Source organism: Pseudomonas sp. ADAK7, assembly GCF_012935675.1.
GTDB lineage: Bacteria > Pseudomonadota > Gammaproteobacteria > Pseudomonadales > Pseudomonadaceae > Aquipseudomonas.
Map to the genome: position 1 here is coordinate 3,208,895 of NZ_CP052861.1, position 26,200 is coordinate 3,235,094.

The following is a 26,200-nucleotide window of genomic DNA, read 5'->3' on the forward strand; positions in this document are numbered from 1 at the left end:
GATAATGGCGGCCCAGACCGGAATAAACATGTGCTCGGCGAGCCTGCGGCGTGGGCAGGTCGCGGATTATAGCGAAGACTGCGTCTGGCGGACACCTCGCACTTTCGTGTGATGTGGGTTCTATGCCAAACTCAGCGCCTTTCGGGCTTGCCTAACAGGATTTATGCTCCCCTTGTCACCCAGTTTGCTTACCACTCTCGCCGCCGCCTGCTTATATGCCGCTGCGACTATCTATCAAGGCACTCGCCTGGCCTCCGGTGCCAAGGCGAACAAGCGCCTGCTGGTCACGCTCGGCGTACTGGCCGTGCTGGCTCACAGCGCCAGCCTGTTTACCCACTTGCTGACGCCAATCGGCCTGGGCCTGGACTTCTTCAGTGCCGCCAGCCTGATTGCCGCGGCGGTCATCGCCCTGACCCTGATCGCCTGCTCGCGGATTCCGGTGGAGAACCTGCTGATCCTGCTGTTCCCGCTGGGGCTGGCAACGGTGCTGCTGGCGCAGTTCGCTCCCGCCGGCACCGTGCAGATCATCGATGAAGAGCCGGGCATCCTCGCCCACATTCTCTTGTCGATCCTGGCCTACGGCATGTTCACCATCGCGGTGTTCCAGGCCTTGCTGCTGCTGGTGCAGGATCACCAGCTCAAGCACAAGCATCCGTCCGGGCTGATCAAGAACTTCCCGCCGCTGCAAACCATGGAAAGCCTGCTGTTCGGTTTCCTGTGGGCCGGCTGGACCCTGCTGTCGCTGTCGCTGATTTCCGGCTGGCTGTTCGTCGAGAACCTGTTTGCCCAGCACCTGGTGCACAAGACCCTGCTGGCCTGCCTGGCCTGGATCGTGTTCAGCGTGTTGCTGTGGGGCCGTAATCGCCTCGGCTGGCGCGGACACAAGGCCATTCGCTGGACCCTCGCCGGTTTCTGCCTGCTGATGCTGGCCTATTTCGGCAGCAAGCTGGTTCGTGAATACATTCTGCACATCTGACGGGCGGCAATAATGGACGACTTGCCCATAGGGCCGATGCTTGCAGTGATCGCCCTGCTGATTTTGTGGTCGGGGCTGTTTACCGCCATCGAAGTCGCGCAACAACACTTGCTGGCCCAACGCACCGCGTCGCGCTCAAGCGACAAGCCGGTGGCGAAGCTGAGCTTCCCGCTCAACAGCCTGATCCTCTGCAACACCCTGTGCCGTGCGCTGGCGATGGTCATCAGCACCTTGCTGGCGATTTTCACCTGGGCAGAGAACGGTCCCTGGGTCGCTTGCATCGGCGCTGGCGTGATCCTGCTGGTGTTCGCCGACTACCTGCCGCGTACCCTCGCCGTGCGCTATCCGGACGCGATCCTGAGCCTGGGCAACACCTTGCTCGGCGCGCCACTGAAAATCATCTACCCCGCCGCCTGGTTGCTCAACGGCTTCAGCCAATTGCTGACGCGACCGTTCGCCCGCAAAGTCAAAGTGGTGCGACAGAGCGAAGACGAGGCGCCGGTGGATCGGCACGAAGATAACGAACACGCGCCCTGCCGCCCCCACGCGCTGTCGGGCATCCACGCGCTGGATAACATCACGGTCAACGACATCCTGGTGCCACGCAGTGACGTCGACGGGATCAACCTCGACGACTCCCTCGAAGAAATCATTGAACAGTTGCGCAACAACCGGCGCACACGCCTGCCGATATTCCACAGCGACATCAATCAGGTCGAGGCGGTGCTCAATACCCGGCAGATCCGTCATTTGCTGCCGGATGGCACCTTGACCCTGGAGGCGTTGCTGGCGGCCTGCCACGAACCCTACTTCGTGCCCGAAAGCACCCCGTTGCAGTTGCAGTTGCTGAACTTCCACAAGCAACAGCGGCGCCTGGGCATGGTGGTGGACGAGTACGGCGAAGTGCTCGGCATCGTCACCCTGGAGGACATCCTCGAAGAAATCGTCGGCGAGTTCGAAAGCGAGCACAGCCTGGACAACCCGCACGTCCATCCACAGGCCGATGGCCGACTGGTGATTGAAGGCGCGGCGTCGATTCGCGAACTGAACAAGAGCCTGGGCTGGCACCTGCCCAGCGATGGTCCGAAAACCCTTAACGGCTTGGTCACCGAGGCGCTGGAGACCATTCCGGAGAGCTCGGTGTGCCTGAAGATCGGGCGTTATCGGCTAGAGATTCTTGAGACCGAAGATAACCGCGTTACGCGGGTGTTGGTCTGGCATACCAGTTCGGTGCCGGTGCTGTCCAAAACCTGACACGGCCTCTTTGGCGAAGGGCTTACCTGTGGCGAGGGAGCTTGCTCCCGCTGGACTGCGAAGCAGTCCCAATCACACACCGCAATTATCCTGAAAAAGCTCATTCAGCCAATTTGCGGCCGCTGCGCGCCCGAGCGGGAGCAAGCTCCCTCGCCACAAAAGCCACCACCACCCCTTGCCCCCTTGTTTGATCGTTAGCCGCCTTCCTATAATCGAGCCGCTTACCCAAGCGCCGCCCTACCCCAGTGCTACCCGCACGCTGCGTTAAACCCACATCCCTGGGTGTTCGACCATAATAATTCGCTCCACTGGAGCATGACTGTCAGGGATCACCGCATGACGACCAGCACCGCTTACAGCGATACCACGCCTGCCCAACCGACGAACTCTGCCACCCGCGTGGCCACCGCGAGTTTCATCGGCACCGCCATCGAGTTCTACGACTTCTACGTCTACGCCACCGCCGCCGCGCTGGTGATCGGGCCGGTGTTCTTTCCGCAGACCTCCGGCACGGCCCAGATGCTTTCGGCGTTTCTCACCTTTGGTATCGCCTTCCTGGCGCGGCCGCTGGGTTCGGCGCTGTTCGGGCATTTCGGTGACCGCATCGGGCGTAAATCGACGCTGGTTGCATCCTTGCTGTTGATGGGCGTCTGTACCACATTGATCGGCGTGCTGCCGGGTTATGACAGCATCGGCGCCTGGGCACCAATCCTGCTTTGTGTGCTGCGGTTCGGCCAGGGCCTGGGGTTGGGCGGCGAATGGGGCGGCGCCGCGTTGCTGGCGACGGAGAATGCGCCCAAGGGTAAACGCGCGTGGTTTGGCATGTTCCCGCAGTTGGGTCCTTCGATTGGCTTCCTCGCGGCCAACGGTCTTTTCCTGACACTGGCCATGACCCTGAGCGACGATCAGTTCCGCTCGTGGGGCTGGCGGATTCCGTTCCTGCTGAGCGCCGTGCTGGTGATGGTTGGCCTGTATGTGCGCCTCAAACTCCACGAAACCCCGGTATTCGCCAATGCGATGGCGCGCCAGGAACGGGTGAAGATCCCGCTGGTCGAGCTGTTCAGCCAGTACTGGGCGCCGATGTTGCTGGGGGCCGGGTCGATGGTGGTCTGCTATGCGCTGTTCTACATCTCGACGGTGTTTTCCCTGAGCTACGGCGTTTCGACCCTCGGCTACACCCGCGAAACCTTCCTCGCGCTGCTGTGCTTTGCCGTGCTGTTCATGGCCGCCGCGACGCCTTTGTCGGCTTGGGCCAGTGACCGTTACGGGCGCAAACCGGTGCTGATTATCGGTGGTGTACTGGCGATTCTGTCCGGTTTCCTGATGGAACCGCTGCTGACCCACGGCACGACCTGGGGCGTGGCGCTGTTCCTGTGCATCGAACTGTTTCTGATGGGCGTGACGTTTGCGCCGATGGGGGCGTTGTTGCCGGAGTTGTTTCCGACCCACGTGCGGTATACCGGCGCGTCGGCAGCCTACAATTTGGGCGGCATCGTCGGGGCCTCGGCGGCGCCGTTCTTCGCGCAGAAACTGGTGGCGATGGGCGGTTTGAGTTATGTCGGCGGGTATGTGTCGGGGGCGGCGGTGCTGAGTTTGATTGCCGTGTTGTGCCTGAAGGAGACACGGCATAACGATTTGAATAGCGTGGCCTGACAAGGATCGTTCCCACGCAGAGCGTGGGAACGATCTGCGTAGTCTTACAGCTCTACCTTTACAGCCTGGGAAGCACGGGTCGCTTTAGCGCGAGCCGCTTCAATCGACTCATCCCGCGCCAACGCCACACCCATCCGGCGCTGGCCGTTGACTTCAGGCTTGCCGAACAGACGCAATGCCGTATCCGGCTCGCTCAGTGCAGCACCCAGGTTGGCAAACGCCGTCTGAGTCGACTGCCCTTCCACCAGAATCACCGCCGACGCCGAAGGGCCGAACTGACGAATCAATGGAATCGGCAGGCCCAGGATCGCCCGGGCGTGCAGCGCAAATTGCGACAAGTCCTGGGAAATCAGGGTCACCAAACCGGTGTCATGCGGGCGCGGCGAGACTTCGCTGAACCACACCTGATCGCCTTTGATGAACAGCTCGACGCCAAACAGACCACGGCCACCCAAGGCCTCGGTCACGGCTTTGGCAACGCGCTCGGATTCGGCCAGGGCAATCGGGCTCATGGCTTGTGGCTGCCAGGATTCCTGGTAGTCGCCCTTCTCCTGACGGTGACCGACCGGCGCGCAGAATGTGGTGCCGCCGATGTGGCGTACGGTCAGCAGGGTGATTTCGTAGTCGAAATCGATAAAGCCCTCGACGATCACCCGACCTTTACCGGCACGGCCGCCTTCTTGCGCGTAATCCCACGCGGTTTTCACGTCATCGACGCTGCGCAACAGGCTCTGGCCTTTACCCGACGAGCTCATGACCGGTTTGACCACACAAGGGAAACCCAGGTCTTCAACAGCTTTGCTGTAGTCCTCGAAGGTGTCGGCGAAGTGGTACGGCGAGGTCGGCAGGTCCAGCTCTTCGGCGGCCAGACGACGGATGCCTTCGCGGTTCATGGTCAGCTGCGTGGCGCGGGCAGTCGGGATCACGGTGAAGCCTTCGGCTTCCAGTTCGACCAGGGTTGCGGTGGCGATGGCCTCGATTTCCGGCACGATGAAGTGCGGCTTCTCGGCTTCGATCACCGCACGCAGGGCGGCGCCATCGAGCATGTTGATCACATGGCTGCGGTGGGCGACTTGCATGGCTGGCGCGTTGGCGTAGCGATCCACGGCGATCACTTCAACACCCAGGCGTTGCAGCTCGATCACCACTTCCTTGCCCAACTCGCCACAGCCACACAGCAATACGCGGGTCGCGGTTGGCGACAATGGAGTTCCGATACGGGTCATCTCAGGTCCTCAAAGAAGCGGATCATCGAGGGATGCAACGCTTGGCGCGCTTCCCATGGGGAGAAAGCGCGGCATTTTACATGAACTGCGGGGTTTGGCTTCAGCTGGCGACGGCCTGTTTGCGCAGGCGCCAGGCCATGATCAACCACACTACCGTCACACCGGCGAACTTCGAGCCCATGGCGGTGAGGATCACGGCCGGGGTGAAGGCGTCGATCATGCCGAAGAAGATGAAGGTATCGAGGGGAATGCTCAGGGCGGAACTTATCCACAGGCGATCGTGCAACGGGCGCTTGGTGATGCTGAACACCAGCCAGTCGATACACTCGGACACCGCGAACGCCGTGGCGCTGGCCAGGGCGATGGACGGATCGGACGTGACGTAGGACAGCACCAGCGCCGCCAGCATCGCGGCGATGGCGCCGTGGCCGAAGCGGGTTTGCACCATATCGCGCAGCACAAACACCAAGCCACCCCAGGCCGACCAGATGATGTCCAGGTGCGGGGCGGTGGAAAAGGCGTAGTTGATCAGCACGACGCTGCTGATGTAGGAAATCAGGAAGAGCATGGTGTGTGGGAGTACCTGTCAATTTGGTGCACAGATTACCGTAGGAGCTGTCGAGTGCAACGAGGCTGCGATCTTTTGATGTTGTTTTTGAAGGGCAAGATCAAAAGATCGCAGCCTCGTTGCACTCGACAGCTCCTACACGTCGGGGGTTTTGCCTAGCATCCAAAGCAACCCACTCGACTTGGCCCGTTCATGACACAGCCCCAACACCTTGCGGCGCTCATCGTTGTCCATCCGACTCCAGCGGGTAATCTCCTCCACCGTGCGCTGGCACCCGGTGCAAATATCGTCGTCATCCAGTGCGCAGATGTTCACACACGGCGATAACACCGGCCGTTCAGTGGCGTTCATTGTTCCTGCTCGACCAGGTCGCGGGCATAGCGCTGCGAGTTGTGCACATAGTGGGCGGCGCTGGCTTCGAGCATTTTCTTCTGCGGTTCGGTGAGTTCGCGCACGACTTTGCCCGGCGAACCCATGACCAGCGAGCCGTCGGGAATCTCCTTGCCTTCGCCGATCAGCGAGTTGGCGCCGATGATGCAGTTCTTGCCGATTTTCGCACCGTTGAGGATCACCGCGTTGATACCGATCAGGCTGTAGTCGCCCACGGTGCAGCCGTGGAGCATGGCGTTGTGGCCGATGGTCACGCCGGTGCCGATGGTCAGCGGGTAGCCCATGTCGGTGTGCATCACGGTGCCATCCTGGACGTTGCTGTTCTTGCCGATCAGGATCAATTCGTTGTCGCCGCGCAACACGGCGTTGAACCAGACGTTGGCGCCCTCTTCCAGTTTGACCTTGCCCACCAGAACGGCATTGGGGGCGACCCAGCTCTGTGGATGGGTTTCGACGCGGGCGTCGCCCAGGCGATATTTCATCTTGTTGTCCTCAAGGCTCAGGCAGCCGCGGGTTCACATTCAGGTATTGATAAAGCTTTTCGGGGGACGGTGCAGGCTGATGTCGGCGTCATACAGCAGATTGATCAATTCGACGATCATGATCGCCGTCAAACCCCAGATCTTGTATTCGCCATAACGATAGCTCGGTACATACCAGCTACGGCCCTGATAATCGATGCGGTGGGTGTGTTCCCGCGGGTCCTTGCGGAAGAACTCCAGGGGTACGCTGAACACCGCCGCGATCTCGGCATCGTTGGCCAGGTATTCGACGTAATCGGGAATCACGCCGACATAAGGCGTGACCTTGATCCCGTGCAAGGAAATCAGTGGACTGAGCGGGCCGATCACTTCCACCAGGCCCGGCGGCAGGCCGATTTCTTCTTCGGCCTCGCGCAGGGCGGTGAAGATCAGGTCGGGGTCTTCGGGGTCGCGTCGCCCGCCGGGGAAGGCGACTTCGCCGCCATGGGTCGAGAGCCCGCTGGCGCGCAGGGTCAGAACCAGTTCCGGTTCGTCGCTGCGGGTGATCGGCACCAAAACAGCAGCCTCGGGGAAACGCTTGTCGGTTTCAAGGGTGCGTGGCGTGTGGTTGCTTACCCGATGCAGTAGCTCGTCCAGCATGAGTGTTCTCGATCTGTTCGCTACCTTGCATCATGCACCAATAGAACCGACCGCCCAACCCCCGAACTGGCCCATGTCGCGAAACGACAACTTGCCGACTGACACCGCCGCACGCCAAGATAGGCGCAGCCTCCAGGAACCCAAGCATGAAATTTTGCAGTCAGTGCGGTAACCCGGTCACCCAGCGCATTCCCGAAGGCGATTCGCGCCTGCGTTTTGTCTGTGACAGCTGTCAGACCATTCACTACCAGAACCCCAATATCGTCGCCGGTTGCGTCGCGACCTGGGGCTCGAAGGTGTTGCTGTGCCGTCGCGCCATCGAGCCGCGCCTCGGTTACTGGACCCTGCCTGCCGGCTTCATGGAAAACGGCGAGACCATCGAGCAGGCCGCCGTGCGCGAGACCGCCGAAGAGGCATGCGCCCGGGTGCGTAACCTGAGCATCTATACGCTGATCGATGTGCCGCACATCAGTCAGGTGCATGTGTTCTTCCGCGCCGAGCTGGTGGACCTGGATTTTGCTGCCGGCCCCGAGAGCCTGGAAGTCATGCTGTTCGATGAAGCCGACATCCCTTGGTCAGAGCTGGCTTTCCGCACGGTGGGCCGTACCTTAGAATGCTTCTTTGCTGACCGGAGGACGGAGGTCTATCCGGTGCGCTCCGAATCGATTCCACCACTCGCTCAGCCTGCCATCATCTAAGCTCTTATCCATAAAACAACTTATATATAGTCGCGACACCTCTAGGGATATCGTTTCAATGCGCTGGTTGCTTGCCTTGTTTTGCCTGTCGTTCGTTATGGTGTCCCAGGCCTCCACCGTGGTCACCCTGGACGGCAAACCCATCGAAAAAGTGCTGGTGCTCAAATCCGCCCATCAACTGCAATTGATCGCCGACGGCAAGCCGCTGCGAACCTACCGCATCTCCCTGGGCAAAAACCCCCGGGGCACGAAGCTGATGGAAGGCGACAAGCGCACGCCAGAGGGCTTTTACTGGGTGGACTGGCGCAAGGTCAGTGATCGCTTCAACCTGGCGATGCACATCTCTTATCCAAACGTTACCGACTCCGCCCGCTCCCGACGCGAAGGGGTCAGCCCCGGCGGCATGATCATGATCCACGGCACCCCCGACACCTATGACTACCCGGAAAACCTGTTCCACACCCTGGACTGGACCGACGGCTGCATCGCCATGCGCAACATGGACATGCGCGAGGTCTGGGGGTTGGTGCCGGATGGGACGATGATTGAGATTCGGCCGTAACACTCCCCGCATGATCGTTCCCACGCTCCGCGTGGGAATGCAGCCCGGGACGCTCCGCGTTCCCCTTTAGAGCTGGAACGCAGAGCGTCCCTTGAGGCATTCCCACGCGGAGCGTGGGAACGATCAACTCAACGATAGTGTTCCGACCGCTACCTTCCGTCGCCCTTCGAAAAAATAAATCAAAAGATCGCAGCCTTCGGCAGCGCCTACAGGGTTGATACCACTCCCACCCGTAGGCGCTGCCGAAGGCTGCGATCTTTGCTTCCGAAATCCCTACCTGTAATACCACTTCAAGCCAACCCCCACTAAACCCGCCCAACAGGCCCGGTTTTCCTGCGCCTAAAGCAAAGTGGCCTCATTGACATGGTATCTAAGTGGTATTAGTTTTCGCCCTACAACCGGGCGACAACAATCCTATATCCGCATCGGAAACAGCCTACATGAACGACATCCAGGCCCTACGTCCTGACGACACCCAGCCGACGCCGCTGTACCTGCAACTGGCGCGCAACCTGGAAGCCGCGATCCACGCCGGCCAATGGAAAGCCGAACAGGCCATGCCGTCGGAGCGCAGCCTCAGCGAAATGCTGGGCATCTCCCGCGTCACCGCCCGCAAAGCACTGGAAGTGTTGTTCGAACAAGGTCTGATCCGGCGCAACCAGGGTTCAGGCACCTTCATCACGCCACGGCTGGAACAACCGCTGTCGCGCCTCTCCGGTTTCAGCGAAATGCTCCGCCTGAAAGGCTTCGTCCCCGGTTCGCAATGGCTGGAGCGGGAAATCACCCCGCCGACCCACGAAGAACTGATCCGCCTCGGCCTCTCGCCCAACGATAAGGTCGCGCGGCTCAAACGCCTGCGTAAAGCCGATGACACGGTGATGGCGATCGAAATGAGCACCCTGCCCGCCTCGATCATCCCCAAGCCGCAAGCCGTGGGCGATTCCCTCTACGAGTTCCTCGACGGCATCGGCAAACCGATTGTCCGCGCCTTGCAACACATCCAGGCGATCAACGCCTCGGACGAATTCGCCGCGCTGGTCGGCATCGCACCGGGCACCGCCATGCTGCTGATGACCCGGGTCGGCTACCTGGAAGACAACACGCCCATCGAAGTCACCGACACCTATTGCCGCAACGACTACTACGACTTTGTTGCAGAGCTTCGTCGCTAAACAAGCTACCGAGAACCGATCATGTCCGAAGACAACATCCTCACCGCCCACGGCTGGGTTCGCGGCCGGCTGATTCACCAACACGGCAAAGTCGTGTCCATCGAAGGCGTGCCCTGCGATCCGGTCGACAACGACTTGCCTTACCTGCTGCCGGGTTTCATCGACCTGCACGTTCACGGCGGCGGCGGCAAAGACATCATGGAAGGCGCGAGCGCTTTCGAAACCATCACCAAAACCCACGTGCGTTTCGGCACGACGTCGCTGCTGGCCACCACCATGACTGCGCCGAGCGAAGAGATTTCCAGCGTGCTCAAAGCCGTCGGCGAGTTCTGCGAGCAGCGGCCGAAAGGTAGCGCCCGGGTGCTCGGCGTGCACCTCGAAGGCCCGTACATCAACCCCGGCAAACTCGGCGCGCAACCGAATTTCGCCCACACCGCGTTGATGGCCGAAGTCGAAGAGTACTTGGCCCTGGCGCCGATCCGCGTGATCACCATCGCTCCGGAAATCGCCGGCCACGACGGTTTGATCCGCGCCCTCAGCGCTCGCGGCGTACGCATGCAAATCGGCCACACCCTCGGCAGTTACGAGGAAGGCGTGGCTGCGCTGGATGCCGGCGCCAGCAGTTTCACCCACCTCTATAACGCCATGAGCCCGCTGCACCACCGCGAGCCCGGCATCGTCGGCGCGGCCCTGGCCCACGCCAAGTACGCCGAACTGATTCCGGATTTGCTGCACGTACACCCCGGCGCCATGCGCGTGGCCCTGCGCTCGATCCCGTGCCTGTATTGCGTCACCGATTCCACCGCTGCCGCAGGCATGCCGGACGGTGAATACAAACTCGGCAGCCACACCGTGACCAAATGCCTGGGCGGTGTGCGCCTGGCCGACGGCACTTTGGCCGGCAGCACCCTGACCATGGATCAGGCGTTGCGCAACCTGGTGAAGATCGGATTGCCGATCGCCGAAGCCTCGCAACGCCTCTCGCAATTCCCCGCCGACTACCTCGGCATCCCCGAACGCGGACGCCTGCAACCCGGCGCCTGGGCCGACTGCGTGCGGCTGGATCGCTCACTCACACTGACCGCCGTCATGGTCGAAGGAGAAGACATTGACTTCAAAAATGCTTGAAGAGGCGCTGTCCTCGTTCGAGGCCGTGCAAGCCCAATTGCAGCAACTCGACCCGCACATGATCGAGATCGCCGGGCGCCTGCGCCGTCAGCCGCCGCAAGTGGCGATGACCGTCGCCCGTGGCAGCTCCGACCATGCGGCGAGTTACTTCGCCTACCTGACCATGCAGCAACTGGGCATCCCGGTGGCGTCGTTGCCGATGTCGGTGGTGACCATGCAGCAAGCGCCGTTGAAGGTCAGCGGCCAGGTGGCGTTCGCCTTCTCGCAATCGGGGCAAAGTCCGGACCTGGTGAACAGCCTGCGTCTGCTGCGTAAGCGCGGCGCCCTGAGCATTTCCATGGTCAATGCCGAAGGCTCGCCACTGGAAGCCGCCTGTGAATTCAGCCTGCCACTGTTGGCCGGCACCGAAAGCAGCGTCGCCGCGACCAAAAGCTTTATCGCCACCCTCAGCGCCAGCGCCCGGTTGATCGCGCATTGGAAAGAAGACGTGGAATTGCTGGAGGCCGGCAACGCACTGCCGGAAGGCCTGCGCGAGGCGGCGCAACAGGACTGGAGCCTGGCCATCGACGCCTTGCGCGATTGTGAACGCCTGATGGTGATCGGCCGTGGCGCCGGTTTTGCCATTGCCCAGGAAGCCGCGCTGAAGTTCAAGGAAACCTCGGCGATCCAGGCTGAAGCCTTCAGCAGTGCCGAAGTGCGCCACGGCCCGATGGCGTTGATCGGCGACCAATACCCATTGCTGGTGTTCGCTCCGCGCGGTGCCGAGCAGGCCGGTTTGCTGAGCCTGGCCGCCGACATGCGCCAACGCGGCGCCCGCGTCTTGCTGGCGGCGCCGGACGATGTCACTGAACGCGACCTGACCCTGACCCGCGCCGAGCACCCGGCCCTCGACCCGATTCTGGCGATCCAGAGTTTCTATGTAATGGCCGCCGGTTTGGCCGTCGCCCGAGGCATGGACCCGGACCAGCCACGGCATTTGAGCAAAGTGACGCGCACGCACTAAGTCGAACGGCGTGCAAATCCCTGTAGGGGCTGACGAGTGAAACGAGGCTGCGATCTTTTGACTTTGATTTTCAAAAGCAAGATCAAAAGATCGCAGCCTCGTTTCACTCGTCAGCTCCTACAAGGGTTGAGTGATCCGAACCGTATTGTTTACTGATGAGTACCGAGCCATGCACAACAATAATAAAGAGCTGACCTTAAGCGCCCCGCTCAGCGGCCCGGTGCTCACGCTCGCCAGAGTCCCCGACCCGGTGTTCGCCAGTGGCGCCATGGGGGACGGGATTGCTATCGATCCATTGAACGACACCCTTCACGCCCCTTGCGCCGGCGTCGTGGTGCACGTCGCCCGCACCGGCCACGCCGTGACCTTGCGCGCCGACAACGGTGCCGAATTGCTCCTGCACCTGGGCCTGGACACGGTTGAGTTGCAGGGCGAAGGTTTTTCGATGCTGGTCAAGGAAGGTGCGCGGGTTGCCAACGGCCAACCGCTGTTGCGCTATGACCTGGACAAGGTCGCGCAGCAGTGCAAAAGCCTGGTCAGCCTGATGATCCTGACCAACAGCCAGGACTTTCAGGCGCGGCCGATCACGTTGAAATCGGTGAAGGTCGGCGATCCGCTGCTGCATATCGTGCGGCGGTTGGCCACTGGCGTGCCGGCCGAAATCGACCTGTCCGGCATCGAAGTTCACGGCCATATTCGCGTCGCCCATCGTGGTGGTTTGCACGCCCGGCCAGCAGCGCTGATTCGCCAGACCGCGCAAGGTTTCAAGAGCAAATCGCAGCTGCATTTCGCTGGTAAGTCGGCGTCCTGCGACAGCTTGATCGGCCTGATGAGCCTGGCCGTCGGCGAACAGGAAGAAGTACAGGTCAGCAGTCAGGGCCCGGATGCGGAAGCAGCGTTGCAAGCGTTGTTGACCGCGTTATCCACAGCGCTGGCCGAAGACAGTCACGCCGCCGCGCCAGCGCCGATTGCCCAGCGCAATCGCCCTGCCGAAGCCGGTGTGTTGCATGGCGTTTGCGCCGCGCCTGGTCTGGTCGCCGGGCCGCTGTTTCGCTTGAACGCGATCAGTCTGCCGGTGGACGCCGGCAACCACGATCCCGAGCAACAACTGCAAGCCCTCGATGCCGCGCTGGCCGTGGCGCGCAGCGAAATCGATCACACGCTGACCCAGGCCAGAAAGCACAAGCACACCGATGAAGAAGCGATCTTCGCCGCACACCTTGCGCTGCTCGAAGACCCGGCATTGCTCGACGCCGCGGCGCAATCCATCGACAAGGGCATGGCCGCGACTCACGCCTGGAGTGAATCCATCGACGTGCAGTGCGACGTCCTCCAGCAACTCGGCAGTCCGTTACTGGCCGAGCGCGCCAACGATCTGCGCGACCTCAAGCAACGGGTGCTGCGCGCCCTGCTTGGGGAAACCTGGCACTACGACATTCCCGTTGGCGCCATCGTGGCGGCCCATGAACTGACCCCGTCCGACTTGCTGCAACTCAGCCAGCACGGTGTCGCCGGGTTGTGCATGGCGGCGGGTGGCGCGACTTCTCACGTCGCCATTCTCGCTCGGGGCAAAGGCCTGCCATGCCTGGTGGCACTCGGTTCAGCGCTGCTGGATCAGGCGCAAGGCCAAGCGGTGGTGCTGGATGCCGACGGCGGTCGCCTCGAACTGACGCCGACCGCCGGACGCCTGGCCGAGGTGCAGCAGGCGCAACTCGATCACCAACAACGTCGCGCCCAACAACAGGCGCAAGCGCACACCCCGGCGTTGACCCTCGATGGCTTGCACGTTGAAGTCGCAGCCAATGTCGCGTCCAGTGCCGAAGCGGCGGATGCGTTGGCCAATGGCGCCGATGGTGTCGGCCTGCTACGTACCGAGTTTCTCTTCGTCGACCGCAACACCGCGCCGGACGAACAGGAACAGCGTCTCGCCTACCAAGCCGTGCTCGATGCCATGGGCGACAAATCGGTGATTATCCGCACCATCGACGTCGGCGGCGACAAGCAACTCGACTACCTGCCACTGCCTGCCGAAGCCAATCCGGTGCTCGGTTTGCGCGGCATTCGCCTGGCTCAGGTGCGCCCGGAACTGCTCGATCAGCAACTGCGCGCGCTGCTGCACGTCAGCCCGTTGTCGCGCTGCCGGATCCTGTTGCCGATGGTCACCGAAGTCGATGAGTTGCTGCACATCCGCCAACGCCTCGATGCCTTGTGCACTGAGTTGGAACTGACCCAGCGCCCGGAGCTGGGGGTGATGATCGAAGTTCCGGCCGCCGCGCTGCTGGCCGAGCAATTGGCCGAACACGCGGACTTCCTGTCCATCGGCACCAACGATTTGTCCCAGTACACCCTGGCCATGGACCGCGACCACGCGGGATTGGCCTCGCGGATCGATGCGCTGCACCCGGCGCTGCTGCGATTGATCGCGCAAACCTGTGCTGGCGCGGCGGTGCATAACCGTTGGGTCGGGGTGTGCGGTGCGCTCGCCTCCGATCCGTTGGCCACGCCAGTACTGATCGGGCTGGGTGTCAGTGAGTTGTCGGTAAGCCCGGTGCAGGTCGGTGAAATCAAGGACCGCGTCCGGCATCTGGACGCGAGCGAATGCCGACGCATCAGCCAGGGCTTGCTCAAATTGAGCAGCGCCAGCGCGGTGCGTCATGCCTGTCACCAACATTGGCCTCTGAGCTGAAACAACTACAAAAAGAATCCAGGGAGATACGCCATGTACCAATACTTTATCGAAGGCCTGCAGCGCCTCGGCCGCGCGCTGATGCTGCCGATCGCGATCCTGCCGATTGCCGGCCTGTTGCTGCGCCTGGGCGACACCGACCTGCTGAACATCGCGATCATCCACGACGCCGGTCAGGTGATCTTCGCCAACCTGGCGATGATCTTCGCCATCGGCATCGCGGTCGGGTTCGCCAAGGACAACAACGGCACGGCGGGTCTGGCCGGGGTCATTGGTTACCTGGTGATGGTCTCCACCCTCAAGGTGCTCGATGCCAGCATCAACATGGGTATGCTCGCCGGGATCGTCAGCGGCTTGATGGCCGGCGCGCTGTACAACCGCTTCAAGGACATCAAGTTGCCGGAGTACCTCGCCTTCTTCGGTGGCCGACGCTTTGTGCCGATTGTCACCGGGTTTGCCGCCGTTGGCCTCGGCCTGATCTTTGGCCTGGTCTGGCCGCCGATCCAGCAAGGCATCAACAGCTTCGGCGCGCTGATGATGGAAAGCGGCAGCTTCGGCGCGTTTGTCTTCGGCGTGTTCAACCGGCTGCTGATCGTCACCGGCCTGCACCACATCCTCAACAACATGGCGTGGTTCGTGTTTGGCAACTTCACCGACCCGACCACGGGCGCCCTCGTCACCGGCGACCTGTCGCGCTACTTCGCTGGCGATCCGAAGGGTGGCCAGTTCATGACCGGCATGTTCCCGATGATGATCTTCGGCCTACCTGCCGCGTGCCTGGCGATGTACCGCAACGCCCTGCCGGAACGGCGCAAAGTCATGGGCGGGATCTTCCTGTCGATGGCCCTCACCTCGTTCCTGACCGGCGTGACCGAGCCGATCGAGTTTGCGTTCATGTTCCTCGCGCCGATGCTGTATCTGGTGCACGCCGTGCTGACCGGCCTATCGATGGCCATCACCAATATGCTGAACATTCACCTCGGGTTTACCTTCTCTGGCGGTTTCATCGACATGGTCCTCGGCTGGGGTAAATCCACCAATGGCTGGCTGGTGATCCCGGTTGGCTTGGCCTACGCGGTGATCTACTACGTGGTGTTCGACTTCTGTATTCGCCGCTTCAACCTCAAGACGCCGGGGCGCGAAGATGTGGCTTCCGCCGAGAAGGTCGTGTTTGCTGAGAACGAGCGCGCCGGCGCCTACATCAAGGCGTTGGGCGGCGCGGACAACTTGATCACCGTCGGTGCCTGCACTACGCGTTTGCGACTGGACATGGTGGATCGCAACAAAGCCAATGATGCCGAGTTGAAAGCGCTGGGCGCGATGGCCGTGGTGCGTCCGGGCAAGGGCGGGAGTTTGCAGGTAGTGGTCGGGCCGATGGCGGACAGCATTGCTGATGAAATTCGGCTGGCGATGCCGGCGTTGGGTCGCGCGGTTATTACCAGCCCCGCCGTTGTGGTCGAAGTGGCGAAACCTGTTGCGCTGCCTGAAGCCCAGCAATGGCTGAATGCCTTGGGCGGTGGCGACAATGTGCTGCAAATGGACTGCATCGCCATGACCCGGATTCGCCTGCAACTGGCGGACGGCAAGGCGTTGTCGGAGTGTCAGTTGAAGGAATTGGGGTGTCAGGGTGTCAGTCAGCTTGAGGGTGGGGTTTGGCACTTGTTGATAGGCGACAAGGCGCCCAGTTTGAGCGGGGCGTTGGAGGCATTGGTTAATCGTAGTGAGGTGAGTGCGAAGGTTTAGATCGTCAGCGCCTGACAACTCGTTATCGCGAGCTTGCTCGCGATAACACGAGAAAAGGACTTCTCAGATAGCGGCCTCTCACCGAAAGCGCCGTCCTATTGTTTCACTGGTGGTTTAAGGTTAATCAACCTTGGCTCGGATGCCTGTTTTTCTTGGTCGCTTAGATCAACAAAAAAACGCCACACATTAGAGCGTGTTCCATCAGCTTGAGTTTCAACCTGAAGTGCATGAGGCCCCGGAGTCATCTGAGTCAGCATAGTTTGCCAAGTATTTGACCCGAACATTTCCATTGGCCCTATCAGTGCACCGTTGTCGTATAAATTAAGGTCTTTAAACTCATACGTCGTTCCCTCAAATATCACCATATGATCTTTAACAATCCCTTTATCAGGAACTGGATTAAAAAAATAATCATAGACCGCAGTAATAGAAGGTTCCATTTTAATACTCCATTTGAACAGACCGGATTGGAGACCTATAAAACCTCTTCCTGGGCCCGCTGCCTACTGTCAGACCTGACAGGTATTTGAAGATTTTCGGCAAGCGGTAAGAGTGTTCCAACGAACAATTGGCTTGGGAAGCAGCGGGAAGCAACAACTCCCAAACAACAAAAAACCCGCTGATCTGCATCAGCGGGTTTCTCATTTCAGCGGTCTGGAAGATCAGAAATCCTCCAACCGCCACACTTCATAAGCCGGCGTCTCGTAGGGATGGCTGAGTTTCAACGCGGCCACCGCGGCCACGATCAACTCATCCGCCACCACCAGCTCGACCTTCCATTCCTCGACCTGCTCGACCTGCCCTGCTTCGCCAATAAACGGCTGACTGCCGTCCAAAGGGCGAAACTGGCCCAGGCCCAACACCTGCCAGGCGCAGTGATCATAAGCACCGATCCGCCCACCACCGGCGGCGAATACGGCACTCTTGACCTGTTCCACATGACTGGCCGGCACAAAAAAGCAGAGCTTGTACACAGGCCTTAGTTCACCCAGACGCGTGCGTTACGGAACATACGCATCCAAGGTGCGTCTTCGTTCCAGTCTTCCGAGCGCCACGAGTTCTGCACGGCGCGGAACACACGTTCCGGGTGCGGCATCATGATCGTTACGCGACCGTCGCGGCTGGTCAAACCGGTGATCCCGCGCGGCGAGCCGTTCGGGTTGGCCGGGTATTTCTCGGTGACCTTGCCGTGGTTGTCGACGAAACGCATGGCCACGCAACCGGACAGATCGGCTTCCAGCAACGCTTCTTCGCTGGCGAACTCGGCATGACCTTCACCGTGAGCGATGGCGATCGGCATGCGCGAACCGGCCATGCCTTGCAGGAAGATCGAGTTCGACTCCTGGACCTGGACCATCGCCACGCGGGCTTCGAACTGCTCGGAACGGTTGCGCACGAAGTGCGGCCAGAACTCGCTGCCCGGGATCAGCTCGTGCAGGTTGGACATCATCTGGCAACCGTTGCACACGCCGAGGGTGAAGCTGTCGTTACGTTCGAAGAAGCCCTGGAACGCATCGCGAGCGCGGCTGTTGAACAGCGCGGATTTGGCCCAGCCTTCACCAGCACCCAATACGTCGCCGTAGGAGAAACCGCCGCAAGCGACCAGACCTTTGAACTCGTTCAGGTCGACACGGCCGGCCAGAATGTCGCTCATGTGCACGTCGATCGCGTTGAAACCGGCGCGGTCGAAGGCTGCGGCCATTTCCACCTGACCGTTGACGCCCTGCTCACGCAGTACGGCAACCTGTGGGCGGATGTTTTTCTTGATGTAAGGCGCAGCGACGTCCTGGTTGACGTCGTAGCTCAGCTTGACGCTCAGGCCCGGGTTGTCTTCTTCCAGCAGCACGTCGAACTCTTGCTCGGCGCAGTCGGCGTTGTCACGCAGACGCTGAATCTGGTAGCTGGTTTCAGCCCAGGTCCGTTGCAGCAGACGACGCTGGCCTTCGAACACGGTTTCGCCGTTGAAGGTGATGTTGATCTGGCCGTTGTTCATCGGCTGACCGATCACCGACACGCAGTCGCCCAGACCGGCCGCGCTGAATTGCGCGAGGATGTCTGGAGTAGCGTCCTGGCGAACCTGGATTACCGCGCCGAGTTCTTCGTTGAACAGGATCGCGGCGATGTCGGCGGACGTTTCCGCCAGACCGTCGAGGTTCAGGCTCAAGCCGCAGTGACCGGCGAAGGCCATTTCGACAACGCTGGTCAGCAGACCACCGTCGGAACGGTCGTGGTAAGCCAGCAGGTGACCGTCGGCGTTGAGGCCCTGGATCACGGCGAAGAAGGCTTTCAGGTCTTCGGCATCATCGACGTCCGGCGCTTGCGAGCCGAGCTTGCCGTGAACCTGGGCCAGGATCGAGGCGCCCATGCGGTTCTGGCCACGGCCCAGGTCGATCAGGATCAGGTCGGTGGTGCCTTTATCCATGCGCAGTTCCGGGGTCAGGGTCTGACGGATGTCAGCCACTGGCGCGAAACCGGTCACGATCAGGGACATTGGCGACGTCACGGTCTTGTCGACGCCTTCGTCGTTCCAGCGCGTGGCCATGGACATCGAGTCCTTGCCCACCGGAATGGTAATGCCCAGGTCCGGGCACAGTTCCATACCGACCGCTTTCACGGTGTCGTACAGACGCGCATCTTCACCCGGGTGACCGGCAGCGGACATCCAGTTCGCCGACAACTTGATGTCGGAGATCTTGTTGATGCGCGACGCGGCGATGTTGGTCAGGGTTTCGCCGATGGCCATGCGGCCCGACGCCGGAGCGTCCAGCAGTGCCAGCGGAGTACGCTCGCCCATGGCCATGGCTTCACCGGTGTAGACGTCGAAGCTGGTGGCGGTGACGGCAACGTCGGCCACCGGAACCTGCCACGGGCCGACCATTTGGTCACGGGCCACGAGGCCGGTGATGGTGCGGTCGCCGATGGTGATCAGGAAGCTTTTGCTCGCGACAGCCGGGTGATGCAGAACGCGTTCAACGCAGTCGGCAATCTCCAGCGTCGACGGATCGAAGTCGTCGCCCAGTTCGTTTTCACGAACGGCCGAACGGTGCATACGCGGGGCTTTGCCCAGCAGCACTTCGAGTGGCATGTCCACCGGGCTGTTGCCGAAGTGGCTGTCGGTGACCGTCAGTTGCGGCTCGGCAGTGGCTTCACCGACGACGGCAAACGGGCAACGCTCACGTTCGCAGATCGCCTGGAAGCGATCGAAGTCCGCCGGGCCGACGGCCAGAACGTAGCGTTCCTGGGATTCGTTGCTCCAGATTTCGTGCGGGGCCATGCCCGGCTCGTCGTTTGGAATGTTGCGCAGTTCGAAGCGGCCACCCCGGTCGCCGTCGTTGACCAGTTCCGGGAAGGCGTTGGACAGACCGCCCGCGCCCACGTCGTGGATGAAGCTGATCGGGTTTTTGTCGCCCAACTGCCAGCAACGGTCGATGACTTCCTGGCAGCGACGTTCCATCTCAGGGTTTTCGCGCTGTACGGATGCGAAGTCCAGGTCCGCCGAGCTGGTGCCGGTGGCCATGGAGGAAGCCGCGCCGCCGCCCAGGCCGATCAGCATTGCCGGGCCGCCGAGGACGATCAGCTTGGAGCCGACGGTGATTTCGGCTTTCTGGACGTGTTCGGCACGGATGTTACCCATGCCGCCGGCCAGCATGATCGGCTTGTGGTAACCGCGAACTTCGTCGCCACGCGGGGTGGTGATCGACTGTTCGAAGGTACGGAAGTAACCAGTCAGGGCTGGACGGCCGAATTCGTTGTTGAACGCGGCGCCACCCAGTGGGCCTTCGATCATGATGTCCAGCGCAGTCACGATGCGCTCAGGCTTGCCGTATGGCACTTCCCACGGCTGTTCGAAGCCTGGGATCTGCAAGTTCGATACGGTGAAACCGGTCAGGCCAGCCTTTGGCTTGGCGCCACGACCGGTCGCGCCTTCGTCGCGAATCTCGCCGCCACTACCGGTGGCTGCACCTGGGAACGGGGCAATCGCAGTCGGGTGGTTGTGGGTCTCGACTTTCATCAGGATGTGCACCGGCTCCTGCACCGCGCCGTACTGGCGGGTTTCAGGGTCCGGGAAGAAACGACCGGCGACGTTGCCGACGATCACCGAAGCGTTGTCCTTATAAGCCGACAGAACGCCTTCGCTGTGCATCACGTAGGTGTTCTTGATCATGCCGAACAGGCTTTTTTCCTGGCTCTGGCCGTCGATGTCCCAACTGGCGTTGAAGATCTTGTGACGGCAATGCTCGGAGTTCGCCTGGGCGAACATCATCAATTCGATGTCGTGCGGGTTGCGCTTCAAGCCGATGAAGGCGTTGACCAGGTAATCGATCTCGTCGTCGGCCAGGGCCAGGCCCAGCTCGGTGTTGGCTTTTTCCAGCGCGGCGCGGCCGCCACCCAACACGTCGATCGCAGTCAAGGGCTTCGGTTCGGCATGGCTGAACAGGCCGGCGGCCTGTTCGAGGTTGCCCAACACGATTTGCGTCATGCGGTCGTGCAGACCATCGGCAATCAGCTGCGCTTCGGCTTCGCTGAACTGGCCGGCGACGTAGAACGCGATGCCGCGTTCCAGACGCTGGATTTTGCTCAGGCCGCAGTTGCGAGCGATGTCGCTGGCTTTACTGGACCACGGCGAGATGGTGCCGAAACGCGGCAACACCAGGAACAGACGACCGGTCGGTTCTTGCACCGGGACACTTGGGCCGTACTTCAGAAGGCGCGCGAGCACCTGCTGTTCGTCGCCGGTCAGGACGCCGGTGACTTCGGCGAAGTGAGCGAATTCAGCATACAAGCCGCTGACAGCCGGGACCTTCTGGCTCAGTTGCTCAAGGAGTTTGCTGTGGCGAAAGGCAGAAAGGGCAGGAGCGCCGCGCAGGATCAACATCTTCGGGACAGCCTCGGGAAGGGGTGTGCTTTGAGGCCGTGCATTCTAGCCTAAACCGCCCGCGACATCACCCGAAACGGTACGCACGGCCGTACCCGAACGTCGGGCCGGGTATCCGGGCCGCGAACAGGTGCGTTTCACGGGTTATTTTTTCTGTCACAAAATGCTGTTCGGGCCCATTCCTGCGGGCTCCCGGGCAGTTTTCCATTGCCTAGCAGACAAGCCCTTCGCTGTCGAGATATGGCGCTCGTGGTCCTTTGCGTATACTGCGCAGATGTTTTCCCCAACGGCTTTGCGTCCGCGGTACGCCAAATGGCTGATCGCAACCGGACTCTTCCTGGTGCTCAGTGGCTGTGTTGATAAACCCAACACGCTGGAGCGCGTAAAGGAGGATGGCGTGCTGCGGGTCATTACCCGGAACAGCCCCGCCACCTACTTTCAGGATCGTAACGGCGAAACCGGCTTCGAATACGAGCTGGTGAAGCGCTTTGCCGAAGATCTGGGGGTCGAGCTCAAAATCGAAACCGCTGACAACCTCGACGACCTGTTCAATCAGGTGGGCAAGCCTAACGGCCCGGTGCTGGCTGCTGCCGGTCTGGTCAGCAGCGAGCAACGCAAGAAGCAGGTACGGTTTTCCCACTCCTACCTGGAAGTCACCCCACAGATCATCTACCGCAACGGCCAGTCACGGCCGACGGACGCTGGCGATCTGGTCGGCAAAAAGATCATGGTGCTCAAGGGCAGCACCCACGCCGAGCAACTGGCGGAGCTGAAAAAGAAATATCCCGGTATTGAATACGAAGAGTCCGACGCGGTTGAAGTCGTCGACCTGCTGCGCATGGTGGATGAGGGCCAGATCGACCTGACACTGGTCGATTCCAATGAAGTGGCGATGAACCAGGTCTACTTCCCCAAAATCCAGGTCGCCTTCGATCTCGGCGATGCCAGCAACCAGAGCTGGGCGGTGGCCGCCGGCGAAGACAACAGCCTGCTCAACGAGATCAACGCCTACCTCGACAAGGTGAAGAAAAACGGCACCTTGCAACGCCTGAAAGACCGGTATTACGGCCACGTCGATGTGCTCGGCTACATGGGTGCGACCACCTTCGCCCAGCATCTGCAACAACGGCTGCCGAAATACGAACAGCACTTCAAGAACTACGCCAAGAAAGAGAAAGTCGACTGGCGCCTGCTGGCGGCGGTGGGTTATCAGGAATCGCTGTGGCAACCGGCGGTCACGTCCAAGACCGGCGTGCGCGGCCTGATGATGTTGACCCAGAACACCGCGCAGGCCATGGGCGTGTCCAACCGCCTCGACCCCAAGCAGAGCATCATGGGCGGCGCCAAGTACCTGGCCTACATGAAGGATCAGCTGGACGAGTCGATCCAGGAACCGGATCGCACCTGGTTTGCGCTGGCAGCCTACAACGTCGGCAGCGGTCACCTGGATGACGCGCGCAAACTGGCAGCCAGGGAAGGGTTGAACCCGGACAAATGGCTGGATGTGAAGAAGATCCTGCCGCGGCTTTCAGAGAAGAAGTGGTTCAGCAAAACCCGTTACGGCTACGCCCGGGGCGGCGAGCCAGTGCATTTCGTGGCGAACATCCGTCGCTACTACGACATCCTGACCTGGGTCACGCAGCCGCAGCTTGAAGGCGATCAAGTGGCCGAGGGCAACCTGCACGTGCCGGGGATCGACAAGTCCAAGCCGAATCAGGAAACACCGCCGCTTTAGATCTTTGATCGTTCCCACGCTCCGCGTCAGCGGGTGAAGTGGAACGCGGAGCGTCCCCGGCGGCATTCCCACGCGGAGCGTAGGAACGATCAATCCCGTAGGAGCGAGGCTTGCCCGCGAAGGTAGCGCCGCCTACCTCAACCCTTGAGCGCCGCCGCCAGAATCAGCGCCTTCATCTCCGAAACCGCCGACTTGAACCCGACAAACAACGCATGGGCCACCAGCGCATGGCCGATGTTCAGTTCGTTGATGCCCTTGATCGCCGCCACCGCTTCGACGTTGTGATAGTGCAGGCCATGGCCTGCGTTGACGATCAAGCCCTGGGTCAGACCAAACGCCACGCCATCGGCCACACGCTTGAGTTCTTCTGCCACTTCGGCCGGCGTCTCGGCATCGGCATAACGGCCGGTGTGCAGCTCGATAGCGGGGGCACCAACGCGCTTGGACGCCGCGATCTGCCGCTCGTCAGCATCGATAAACAACGACACTTCACAACCGATCTTCGACAGGCGATCCACCGCAGCCTTGATCCGCGCTTCCTGCCCCGCCACGTCCAGGCCACCTTCGGTGGTCAGTTCCTGACGGGTTTCCGGGACCAGGCAAATGTGCGCCGGGCGGATGCGTTCGGCGAACGCCATCATTTCTTCGGTGACGCCCATTTCGAAGTTCATGCGGGTTTGCAGCACGTCCTTGAGCAGCAGCACGTCGCGCTCCTGGATGTGCCGGCGGTCTTCGCGCAGGTGCACGGTGATGCCATTGGCACCCGCCTCTTCGGCATCCAGTGCTGCCTTGACCGGATCCGGGTAGCGAGTGCCCCGGGCCTGACGCAGGGTGGCAACGTGGTCGATGTTCACGCCAAGAAGAATGCGATTGCTGGTGGTCACGGAAGCGCTCCTGAAGAGAGGTAAGTTCGGTGCACAGCATACGGGGTGATCAGGGCTTGCGAAACAACTCGCGACTGACGAGCGGACGACCACCCAGGTGAACAGCCAGTGCCTGACGCATCAGACGCTTGGCGGCGGACAGTGCGCCTGGGGCAGACCAGTCAGCTTCGGACATAGCCAACAACTCAGTGCCATTGAACAGACCGGGTTGCAGCAAGTAAACCCGCTCCAGCCCCGCGTCCACCTGCAGACGATAGAGACCATCTGCCGCGATAGGATCGCCGTGGATGTCGGCGTTCAGCGCAAAACCGTAGCCAAGATCGTCCAGCAAGCGCCATTCGAACGAGCGCAGCAACGGCTCCAGCGGGCGGCCTTCAGCCAGAGCAAGCAACGTCGCAGCGTAGTGATCGAACACACCGGGATGCGGATCTTCGGCCGGCAGCAGGCGAATCAGCAGTTCATTAAGGTAGAGGCCACTGAACAGCGCCTCGCCAACGAGCCATGTCGAAGTCCCCGCACTCTCCATGCGCCCGACATTCTTAAGCTCACCCCGACCACGAAACTCGACCTCCAGCGGCACGAATGGCCGTGCCAGGGTCCCGGCCTTACCTCGCGCACTGCGCAACACCGCCCTCAGCCGACCTTGCGGCGTGAGGAAGTCCACCAGCGCACTGCTTTCGCGGTAGGCGCGGCTGTGGAGCACGTAGGCAAGTTGGCCGATGGGCGCGGTGGTCGACATGGTGGTCTTGTGTCCCGGTCAGGGATTGCAAAAAAAGATCGCAGACTTCGGCAGCTCCTACAAGGAGTTGCCGAAGGCTGCGATCTTTTGATCGTTGAAGCGTGTTACAGGTCGCCGTAACCCAGCGAACGCAGGGCGCGTTCGTCGTCGGACCAGCCACCTTTCACTTTCACCCAGAGGTTGAGCATGATCTTGGAGTCGAACAGCAGCTCCATGTCCTTGCGCGCCTCGGTGCCGATGCGTTTGATGCGCTCGCCCTTGTCACCAATGATGATCTTTTTCTGGCCATCACGTTCGACGAGGATCAAGGCATGGATGTGCAGGGTTTTGCCCTGCTGCTTGAACTCTTCGATTTCAACGGTGATCTGGTACGGCAGCTCTGCACCCATCTGGCGCATGATTTTTTCGCGCACCAGTTCAGCGGCGAGGAAGCGGCTGCTGCGGTCGGTGATCTGGTCTTCCGGGAAGAAGTGCTCGTTTTCCGGCAGGTAGCCGGCGATCACGCGCTCCAGCGCTTCGAGGTTGTGCCCGTGCTGGGCCGAGATCGGCATGATCTGCGCGTTCGGCAGCTGCTCCTGCAACCAGCTCAGGTGCGGCATCAGTTCGGCTTTGTCTTCGATGCGGTCGGTCTTGTTCAGCGCCACGATCAACGGGCCAGTCACGTACTGCACGCGCTCGAGGACCATCTGGTCTTCGTCGGTCCACTTGGTGCGGTCAACCACGAAGATCACCACGTCGACGTCTTTCAACGCCGCCGAAGCGGTTTTGTTCATGTAGCGGTTCAGCGCTTTTTCGCCACCCTTGTGCATGCCCGGGGTGTCGACGTAGACAGCCTGGATGGCGCCTTCAGTCTTGATGCCCAGCATGTTGTGGCGGGTGGTTTGCGGCTTGCGCGAGGTGATCGCCAGCTTCTGACCCAGGATGTGGTTCAGCAGCGTGGACTTGCCCACGTTGGGACGGCCGACGATGGCAACATAGCCACAGCGTGTTGCGGTTGTATCAGTCATTGCCATTCTCCACACCCAGGGCAATCAGTGCTGCGGCGGCCGCTACCTGTTCGGCAATACGACGACTCACACCCTGACCTCGGCTTTTTTCATTCAGTAAGGTGATTTCGCATTCGACGAAGAAGACTCGGCAATGCGGCTCACCCTGGATATCCACCACTTCGTAACGTGGCAGCTCACAGCCCCGGGATTGCAGGAATTCCTGCAGGCGGGTTTTCGGATCCTTGTTGGTGTCGACCAGGGTCAGGCCCTCGAACTCACCGGTTAGCCAGGCCAGCACGCGTTCGCGCGCCATGTCCATGCCGGCGTCCAGGTAGATCGCACCTATCAACGCTTCCAGGGCATCAGCCAGAATCGACTCGCGACGGAAACCGCCACTTTTCAATTCACCGGAACCCAGGCGCAGGTAGTCGCCCAGATCGAAACCACGGGCCAGTACGGCCAGGGTCTCACCTTTCACCAGGCGTGCGCGCAAACGCGACAACTGGCCTTCGCGGGCCAGCGGGAAGCGATCGAACAGCGCCTCGCCGGCGACGAAGTTGAGGATGGCATCACCGAGGAATTCCAGGCGCTCGTTGTTACGCCCGGCAAAACTGCGGTGAGTCAGGGCCAGGACCATCAGTTCCTGGTCTTTGAAGGTGTAGCCGAGCTGACGCTCTAGACGGCTTAAGGAGGCGCTCACGGTTTACCCACGCTGAGTTCGTGGTTGGATTCCACCGCCATCGCCATGATGCGGCGCAGGCTTGGGACACTTAACGCTGTGTTCAAAAATTACGTCC

General features: G+C 61.2%; 23 protein-coding genes. 11 read left to right on the plus strand and 12 right to left on the minus strand.

The genetic code is table 11. The features are described from left to right. The first annotated feature begins 163 nt into the window (after positions 1-163). The 3 genes from HKK53_RS15005 to HKK53_RS15015 all read left to right on the plus strand — a co-directional run bounded on the left by HKK53_RS15005 (position 164) and on the right by HKK53_RS15015 (position 3,883). Positions 164-976 (plus strand): cytochrome C assembly family protein, encoded by an 813-nt coding sequence (locus HKK53_RS15005; protein ID WP_169371464.1) that lies wholly within the window; start codon positions 164-166, stop codon positions 974-976. Positions 977-988: 12 nt separating this feature from the next. Beyond that, positions 989-2,230 carry an HlyC/CorC family transporter gene (locus HKK53_RS15010; protein ID WP_169371465.1) on the plus strand — a complete coding sequence of 414 codons (1,242 nt, stop codon included), beginning with the start codon at positions 989-991 and terminating at the stop codon, positions 2,228-2,230. 336 nt (positions 2,231-2,566) lie between these two features. Further along, complete coding sequence (locus HKK53_RS15015; protein WP_169371466.1) at positions 2,567-3,883, plus strand: MFS transporter; 1,317 nt, start codon at positions 2,567-2,569, stop codon at positions 3,881-3,883. A 44-nt stretch (positions 3,884-3,927) separates the two neighbouring features. On the opposite strand, the gene purT is transcribed toward HKK53_RS15015, so the two are convergent. The 5 genes from purT to HKK53_RS15040 all read right to left on the minus strand — a co-directional run bounded on the left by purT (position 3,928) and on the right by HKK53_RS15040 (position 7,188). Next, positions 3,928-5,109, minus strand: a complete 1,182-nt coding sequence (gene purT / locus HKK53_RS15020; RefSeq protein WP_169371467.1) for a formate-dependent phosphoribosylglycinamide formyltransferase — start codon at positions 5,107-5,109, stop codon at positions 3,928-3,930. A gap of 100 nt (positions 5,110-5,209) precedes the next feature. Continuing rightward, on the minus strand, positions 5,210-5,677 hold the full coding sequence (locus tag HKK53_RS15025; RefSeq protein ID WP_169371468.1) for a VUT family protein: 468 nt from the start codon (positions 5,675-5,677) through the stop codon (positions 5,210-5,212). A 135-nt stretch (positions 5,678-5,812) separates the two neighbouring features. After that, positions 5,813-6,028 (minus strand): DUF1289 domain-containing protein, encoded by a 216-nt coding sequence (locus tag HKK53_RS15030; RefSeq protein ID WP_169371469.1) that lies wholly within the window; start codon positions 6,026-6,028, stop codon positions 5,813-5,815. Beyond that, complete coding sequence (locus HKK53_RS15035) at positions 6,025-6,549, minus strand: gamma carbonic anhydrase family protein (RefSeq protein ID WP_007936184.1); 525 nt, start codon at positions 6,547-6,549, stop codon at positions 6,025-6,027. The genes HKK53_RS15030 and HKK53_RS15035 overlap by 4 nt, the downstream gene beginning before the upstream one ends. Before the next feature lie 39 nt (positions 6,550-6,588). Further along, positions 6,589-7,188 carry a CoA pyrophosphatase gene (locus HKK53_RS15040; protein ID WP_133837166.1) on the minus strand — a complete coding sequence of 200 codons (600 nt, stop codon included), beginning with the start codon at positions 7,186-7,188 and terminating at the stop codon, positions 6,589-6,591. A 146-nt stretch (positions 7,189-7,334) separates the two neighbouring features. Here HKK53_RS15040 and HKK53_RS15045 point away from each other — a divergent pair, with 146 nt between their 5' ends. The 7 genes from HKK53_RS15045 to nagE all read left to right on the plus strand — a co-directional run bounded on the left by HKK53_RS15045 (position 7,335) and on the right by nagE (position 16,180). Next, on the plus strand, positions 7,335-7,886 hold the full coding sequence (locus HKK53_RS15045) for an NUDIX hydrolase (RefSeq protein WP_169371470.1): 552 nt from the start codon (positions 7,335-7,337) through the stop codon (positions 7,884-7,886). A 58-nt stretch (positions 7,887-7,944) separates the two neighbouring features. After that, a complete protein-coding gene (locus HKK53_RS15050) occupies positions 7,945-8,448 on the plus strand; it encodes a L,D-transpeptidase family protein (protein ID WP_169371471.1) in 504 nt (167 codons plus the stop codon). Positions 8,449-8,888: 440 nt separating this feature from the next. After that, positions 8,889-9,620 carry a GntR family transcriptional regulator gene (locus tag HKK53_RS15055; protein WP_169371472.1) on the plus strand — a complete coding sequence of 244 codons (732 nt, stop codon included), beginning with the start codon at positions 8,889-8,891 and terminating at the stop codon, positions 9,618-9,620. 21 nt (positions 9,621-9,641) lie between these two features. Then, on the plus strand, positions 9,642-10,748 hold the full coding sequence (nagA, locus tag HKK53_RS15060) for an N-acetylglucosamine-6-phosphate deacetylase (protein WP_169371473.1): 1,107 nt from the start codon (positions 9,642-9,644) through the stop codon (positions 10,746-10,748). Then, a complete protein-coding gene (locus HKK53_RS15065) occupies positions 10,729-11,751 on the plus strand; it encodes an SIS domain-containing protein (protein ID WP_169371474.1) in 1,023 nt (340 codons plus the stop codon). Before nagA ends, HKK53_RS15065 begins: the two co-directional genes overlap by 20 nt. Positions 11,752-11,920: 169 nt before the next feature. Beyond that, a complete protein-coding gene (gene ptsP / locus HKK53_RS15070) occupies positions 11,921-14,437 on the plus strand; it encodes a phosphoenolpyruvate--protein phosphotransferase (RefSeq protein WP_169371475.1) in 2,517 nt (838 codons plus the stop codon). A gap of 33 nt (positions 14,438-14,470) precedes the next feature. Next, positions 14,471-16,180 (plus strand): N-acetylglucosamine-specific PTS transporter subunit IIBC, encoded by a 1,710-nt coding sequence (gene nagE / locus HKK53_RS15075; protein ID WP_169371476.1) that lies wholly within the window; start codon positions 14,471-14,473, stop codon positions 16,178-16,180. Between the two features lie 95 nt (positions 16,181-16,275). Here nagE and HKK53_RS15080 read toward each other — a convergent pair whose 3' ends face one another. The 3 genes from HKK53_RS15080 to purL all read right to left on the minus strand — a co-directional run bounded on the left by HKK53_RS15080 (position 16,276) and on the right by purL (position 21,056). Beyond that, complete coding sequence (locus HKK53_RS15080) at positions 16,276-16,620, minus strand: hypothetical protein (RefSeq protein WP_169371477.1); 345 nt, start codon at positions 16,618-16,620, stop codon at positions 16,276-16,278. A 222-nt stretch (positions 16,621-16,842) separates the two neighbouring features. Next, positions 16,843-17,154: a Nif3-like dinuclear metal center hexameric protein gene (locus tag HKK53_RS15085; RefSeq protein ID WP_133837157.1), complete on the minus strand. Its 312-nt coding sequence runs from the start codon at positions 17,152-17,154 to the stop codon at positions 16,843-16,845. 5 nt (positions 17,155-17,159) lie between these two features. After that, positions 17,160-21,056 carry a phosphoribosylformylglycinamidine synthase gene (gene purL, locus HKK53_RS15090; RefSeq protein WP_169371478.1) on the minus strand — a complete coding sequence of 1,299 codons (3,897 nt, stop codon included), beginning with the start codon at positions 21,054-21,056 and terminating at the stop codon, positions 17,160-17,162. A gap of 274 nt (positions 21,057-21,330) precedes the next feature. Here purL and mltF point away from each other — a divergent pair, with 274 nt between their 5' ends. After that, entirely contained in the window at positions 21,331-22,791 is a 1,461-nt protein-coding gene (gene mltF / locus HKK53_RS15095; protein ID WP_169371479.1) for a membrane-bound lytic murein transglycosylase MltF, read from the plus strand. A gap of 137 nt (positions 22,792-22,928) precedes the next feature. On the opposite strand, the gene pdxJ is transcribed toward mltF, so the two are convergent. The 4 genes from pdxJ to rnc all read right to left on the minus strand — a co-directional run bounded on the left by pdxJ (position 22,929) and on the right by rnc (position 26,103). Continuing rightward, positions 22,929-23,675: a pyridoxine 5'-phosphate synthase gene (gene pdxJ / locus HKK53_RS15100; RefSeq protein WP_169371480.1), complete on the minus strand. Its 747-nt coding sequence runs from the start codon at positions 23,673-23,675 to the stop codon at positions 22,929-22,931. A 49-nt stretch (positions 23,676-23,724) separates the two neighbouring features. Then, positions 23,725-24,414 carry a DNA repair protein RecO gene (gene recO / locus HKK53_RS15105; RefSeq protein ID WP_169371481.1) on the minus strand — a complete coding sequence of 230 codons (690 nt, stop codon included), beginning with the start codon at positions 24,412-24,414 and terminating at the stop codon, positions 23,725-23,727. Positions 24,415-24,518: 104 nt separating this feature from the next. Next, positions 24,519-25,421: a GTPase Era gene (gene era / locus HKK53_RS15110; RefSeq protein ID WP_054054777.1), complete on the minus strand. Its 903-nt coding sequence runs from the start codon at positions 25,419-25,421 to the stop codon at positions 24,519-24,521. Further along, positions 25,414-26,103 carry a ribonuclease III gene (gene rnc, locus HKK53_RS15115; protein WP_123405548.1) on the minus strand — a complete coding sequence of 230 codons (690 nt, stop codon included), beginning with the start codon at positions 26,101-26,103 and terminating at the stop codon, positions 25,414-25,416. Before rnc ends, era begins: the two co-directional genes overlap by 8 nt. Between the last annotated feature and the right edge of the window lie 97 nt (positions 26,104-26,200).